Annotated in this window: 5 protein-coding genes and 1 pseudogene; 4 read left to right on the forward strand and 2 right to left on the reverse strand. The window is 65.1% G+C overall.

Annotated elements, in window-relative coordinates; genetic code table 11:
- Positions 1-619 precede the first annotated feature (619 nt).
- Both ACFWW8_RS38085 and ACFWW8_RS38090 read left to right on the forward strand, forming a co-directional pair.
- Positions 620-799: a transposase gene (locus tag ACFWW8_RS38085; protein ID WP_386537418.1), complete on the forward strand. Its 180-nt coding sequence runs from the start codon at positions 620-622 to the stop codon at positions 797-799.
- A 143-nt stretch (positions 800-942) separates the two neighbouring features.
- Entirely contained in the window at positions 943-1,080 is a 138-nt protein-coding gene (locus ACFWW8_RS38090) for a hypothetical protein (protein WP_386537407.1), read from the forward strand.
- Positions 1,081-1,616: 536 nt separating this feature from the next.
- Here the strand turns inward: ACFWW8_RS38090 and ACFWW8_RS38095 are convergent.
- The gene (locus ACFWW8_RS38095) at positions 1,617-2,123 is read right to left on the reverse strand and encodes a thioesterase family protein (RefSeq protein WP_386537409.1); all 507 of its coding nucleotides are present in this window, start codon (positions 2,121-2,123) and stop codon (positions 1,617-1,619) included.
- Positions 2,124-3,526: 1,403 nt separating this feature from the next.
- On the opposite strand from ACFWW8_RS38095, the gene ACFWW8_RS38100 reads away from it, so the two are divergent.
- Complete coding sequence (locus ACFWW8_RS38100; RefSeq protein ID WP_386537412.1) at positions 3,527-4,012, forward strand: replication/maintenance protein RepL; 486 nt, start codon at positions 3,527-3,529, stop codon at positions 4,010-4,012.
- Between the two features lie 13 nt (positions 4,013-4,025).
- Positions 4,026-4,427: a helix-turn-helix domain-containing protein gene (locus ACFWW8_RS38105; protein ID WP_386537415.1), complete on the forward strand. Its 402-nt coding sequence runs from the start codon at positions 4,026-4,028 to the stop codon at positions 4,425-4,427.
- 213 nt (positions 4,428-4,640) lie between these two features.
- On the opposite strand, the pseudogene ACFWW8_RS38110 reads toward ACFWW8_RS38105, so the two are convergent.
- Positions 4,641-4,779, reverse strand: a pseudogene (locus ACFWW8_RS38110) (transposase); the annotation flags it as partial.
- Positions 4,780-4,886 lie beyond the last annotated feature (107 nt).

The raw sequence follows: 4,886 nt of genomic DNA on the forward strand, positions 1-4,886 counted from the left end.
AGGACACCCTTCCTCGGACCACCAAGATCCATTGTCAGAGTGTCCACACCACAGGTGCGCCTCAAAAGCCTCGCTCACCCGCAGGCCGACCTGGGACATCAGCTTCGAGGCGGTGTAATTCGGGGCAGTGGTCGCGAATTTCCGGCAGGTCGCCAGCTCGCCGCCTCAACCCGTGAACGGGGTTCCGATCTACGGCTCACTTGGCGGGATCCGCAACTGGGCATCCTTGGCACGTCCGCACCATCGGGCTCCATGTCCTAACTGGGTCGACCGAACCAGGTTGATCTGACCCAGGTGACCCACGTCCCTATGGATGGTGCCGTCCGCCAACCCTGCTGAGGCCCGTGCGAGGACGAACCCGGACAGCACATCGGTCTCGATTGCTCCAACTCCTCAGCCGGCGCAGGCGCCCAGTACGAGCGCAGGTCCCGTACGACGGCCAGCACCGCCAACTCGAGCCTCCTCACCTTCGACAGCCGACAGGGCATACGAAGGAGGAAGAACCCCCTCGCCACGGGCCCAGGGACTCAGCGGGGCTCAGGGGAACTCACGGGATGTCGCAGATGCACATGACGCGTGCGCAACTGACTGCCGATGAGGGAGGTTCGTCGAGTCCTTTCTGCCGGTCGGTGAGTACGGCCCGTATCCAGAGCGGCTGCGGCAGCAGTTCGAGGGTGTGATCTGGAAGTTCCGCTCGGGAACCCAGGGGCGGGAGACGCCGGAGCGGTTCGGTGCCTGGTCCGCCGTGCACAACCGGTTCAGGCAGCGGCACGACGTCGGGGTCTCGAGGCGCTGCTGAAGGGGGGTGAGGGTCGAAGCGGCCGCGCGGGGCAGGGTGCATTTGTCGCTGGTCAACGCCGATTCCACCAGCTGCCGGGGCCACCAGCACGCGGCCGGGGCCCGAAAGCGTCCGCCGGTCGACCACCCCGAAAAAGGCGAGGCATGCGTGTGGACGCAGAGGGCCGCGAGGCCCTGGGATGCTCCCGGGGCGGGCGGACCATCAAGGTCCACCTCTTGGCGGATGACCGCTGCCGTCCCCTGGTCTGGCTGACCTCGCCCGGCCAGCGCGGGACGACCTGATGTTCATCCCGCTCATGCAGGCCCTGAACGTAGCTCGCACCGGGACCGGGCGCCCCCGCATCCGGCCGGACGGGGCCCGCGGCGACAAAGCGTACTCCAGTCGCGCCAACCGCGTGCACCTGCGCAAACGCGAAGTCAAAGCAACCATTGCCGAGCCGGACGACCAGCGCGCCAAATGCCGACGGCGTGGCCGGGTCGGCCGCCGCCCGCCAGCATTGACTGCAAGCAGTACCGCCGGCGCAACGTCGTCGAACGCTGCATCGGAAAGCTCAAACAGCACCGGGCCGTCGCAACCGAGTACGACTGTGAAAATGTTCAGGTGCCGCTTCGCGCGGTGGTCTGACCTGCGTTACGACAGGCCCGGGAGATGTTGACGTCGCACCATCTCTCCCCTCTCAAGCACCCGGGCACTATGGTTCGAGGCACTACCTGCGGTCCTCGTTAGGGACCACACCCCTCCATAACCCCCGAGGACGACGGGGAAGAGGATTGACAGAGGCGGGCGATGTCCGAGGCATTGGGGCGGAGCTCGCTGGTCAAGATGTGCTGGGGCACCGCGCTGTCGCTACGCCGTCGGGCGACGCCGCTGGTGCTACGGCGCCAGCTCCGACCGTGGCGTGAGCCGTGCGGGCGGCGAGCATGGACTCGAAGCGGTCCAGGTCGACAAGAGAACGATGGTGGGTGCCGCGGCATACGACGGCGGCTTCGTCGCGGGCCGTGACGTCGAAAATCAGGCTTCGGCCCTCGACGGCAGTCAAGACGACCTCGATGTTCACCGTGCATCCCGGTGGTGTGGGTGCCTCGTGACTGAGGTTCACGTGTACCCCAAGGGTGCGCCAACCTGGGCGGAGGTGAGGGGCGAGCGCGTCCATGCAGGTCCATTCGACAAGCCCGACTAGGTATCCGGTTGCGAGGACGGACGGCATGGCGGCGAACTGGTCCGATTCCGGCAGCAGGTGCGGCACCGTGCGGTTTTCCGGGACCTGGTACTTTAGAACGGCGCTCAGGCCGGGTTTGAGAGACACTTCCATCGGCTCCTCCATCAGTCGTCCGATGGTGTGGGCGTACCGGTGATCTGCGCTTCGCGGCCGCGCATTTGCGCGCAGGAGACGAGCCGTGCAGCGGCGCCACGTGCACGGCGGATCGCGGAGCGGTCGTCGCGACATGGGCGCTGGTGCCATCGATCAGCAGTAGCAAGTCGAAGCCCAGCCCTTCCGGATCAGTCAGTCCAGCGTCGGCGGCAAGCCCTGCGAGGGTGTCGCGCAGCCAGTTCTTGTAGGCCGAGATCACTGTTCGGGCTGGACGCGCGCGTCGGGCAGTTTTCACCGCAGCGTTGGTGAAGCCGTCGTGACGATTCTTGCCTGTCCTTCCCACCGTCCCTGAGTAATCGTTGCTCATTTTGAAGCAGCTACCTCTGGTCAAGGAGGTCTTGTCCATCGGTCATCAAAAGGAAAAGCCTCTCAGTCGGCTGGGACAGCCGGGCGACTGGATGCACGACCGGGTACAGGTCCGCCGGGTCCCGGCCCGGCAGCCGGCCAGCGCCTACGCCGCGCTGGACCGGCGGCCCGCTGCCGCTCCTCGGGCCGCTGGCGGCCCTGCGGTGCCCGCGGGTGTGGGCCCTCCACCGACGTGCAACGATCCGTAGTCGGGGAACACTGTTGTTGGGATTGCCAGATGGGCTGGTCAGAGTGGGGGTTAACCGAGCCTCCCCCGCCTCGTGGCGCTCCTTGCGGATGCCTTGGGTGACCGTTCTGTGTCTGAGGTCGGAACGGGCGAGTATAGGGCGAATGACACGAGTCACACGCGGGACAGTAAGGGCGTAAGAACTCACACGCGGCCGTTGCCCGTGCCTCTACGAGTAAGAGGAACCGCGTCTAGAATGGCCTCTGACCTGCAGTTTTCGTTTTGGGAGTGTCGGCGGCGATCGACATTCGCACGCCTCGAGTGTCGGTCACTGCCCACATGAGCCCGGGATTCTTGCGCTTCATCGCATGTAACGCGTCGTGCATGCTCGAGCAGTTGCGTCGACCTACGTGTTTCATTGACGCGGGATGCGTCGGGCGGGTCTTGGCTCCTTGGGTTCCACGCGAGCTCCACAGGGCTTACCCTGGGCCCGGCTGTCCCCGGCCGGCACGCCTGCCCTCGCAAACGGCATCCTTCCGCCCAACCGGTTGGCAGTAGCGACGCAGGCACCCGCGGAACGCCACGCGAGTGCCATGCCATGTCGGCCGCCGCCGACCCAAACTTGCGAACTGACTCAATAAATGGGCTCATTGCATGCGACGGGACGCAACCATTGCCGTACAGTGCCTGGCACCTGTACGCGAAGGGACCGAGCATGACAACAGCCGCACCATCCCCGCGACGCCACAAAGCGCGCCCGTCACGGATGCAACGTCCGGCCCTCATACCTGCCGGTGAGGGCGGGACGGCGGACCTGGCGGTTATGATCGCCGACCAGTTGGGCATCGGCCCCGTGCACGAGGTGCACACCACGGTCATACGTAGGACACCGCACGACTTCCTCGGCCAGGAGGGGTACTCACTCGTTAGCAACTACTTCCTGAGGCGCGTACTCCCTTACTGCCTGACCCACCACATCATTACTCTGTTGCAGGGAGCGATTCTGTCCAACCTCATTGGACGGCAGAAGTGCGGGATGATTTCGACGACCCACGCCGAGATCGCCGAGGAGCTCAACGTGCAGCGCACCAGCATCGGTGCGCCGTTGGAGAGGCTGTGCAGGATGAACTTGTTGAGGAAGGTCAAACGCGGGGTCTACGAGCTCAATCCCCGCGTTGCCTTCAACGGCAACGGGAACGAGCAGGCCGAGTTCCTCGCTGGCCTGCGTGCCGCCAGCCTGGAGTCGGGATTTCCCGACGAGTTGGGGGAAGCGCTGACGCTGTTCGACAGGACCGACGCCGCCCGATGAAGAGGTTTCGACAGTGCTGATCACGACAACCGGTCTGCTGGGCATGCTGCACCAGCTCGAACTCACACCCACCGCGATCAAAGTGCTCTCAGTGATGTTCCGCCACTCCGAGTCAGGGGGGGTGGTTCACATGAAGCAGGCTGAGATTGACGAGGTCCTCGGTGTAGGGCAAGCGTCGATGAGTCGCGCCATGGCACTTCTGGTAGAGCGGGGTCTGGTGCTGCGATCCAATGGGGGCCGCGGGCATCGCTACGCCCTGCATCCCGCTGTGGCTGGCTATTCAGGGGAGGGCGAGATGAAGCGGGAACTCGCGGAACTCCAGGCAGCGGGCACGTTGCCGCCCATCAACGTACCCGATTACACGCGCAGGCCACCAAGGCCTGGAAGCGGGCGCAACCTCCACGCCGTTGCATAGACCAGGAAAACGCAGTTAGGCCCCAGCGGGATCACTGGGGCCTCTGCACCTGTACGCGTTTGCGTGGATCCAGTATGCCTCGTCGCGGCGGATACTGCCATGGACCCCGCGAAGCGAGGCGGATCAGAATCTCGGCTGCAGCGGTCCGCGCCGCTCCACAAGTCCATGCTGTGCACTTCCGCCAGCGCGTGGATACCGCTCAGGACAGCACGATCCGCCGGCGTTGTCGGAAACGTTGGCGGCGGCGACCCAGACGGTAAGGGGGGTCAAGGGTGTCGACTCCCATGTGGCACTTGCGTCCTGCGATCCTCTTGCCCGGATCAATGCCCTGGCCGGTGGCCGGGACGTTACTCACCTTGTAGTCGTGGTGTCGTCAGGGTGAGTCCGGTGCGGGACTGTAAAAGGTTCGGTGTAACTCCCGATCATGGAAGATGCATCGATGACCAGCAACAACGTGAC

The sequence above is a fragment of the Streptomyces sp. NPDC058701 genome (genome assembly GCF_042715295.1).
GTDB lineage: Bacteria > Actinomycetota > Actinomycetes > Streptomycetales > Streptomycetaceae > Streptomyces.

What these genes read in the sequence shown, in the direction of transcription:
- ACFWW8_RS38095 (WP_386537409.1), bottom strand. Translation starts at nt 2,123, where the DNA reads ATGGAGGAGCCGATGGAAGTGTCTCTCAAACCCGGCCTGAGCGCCGTT.
- ACFWW8_RS38100 (WP_386537412.1), top strand. Translation starts at nt 3,527, where the DNA reads ATGATCGCCGACCAGTTGGGCATCGGCCCCGTGCACGAGGTGCACACC.
- ACFWW8_RS38090 (WP_386537407.1), top strand. Translation starts at nt 943, where the DNA reads ATGCGTGTGGACGCAGAGGGCCGCGAGGCCCTGGGATGCTCCCGGGGC.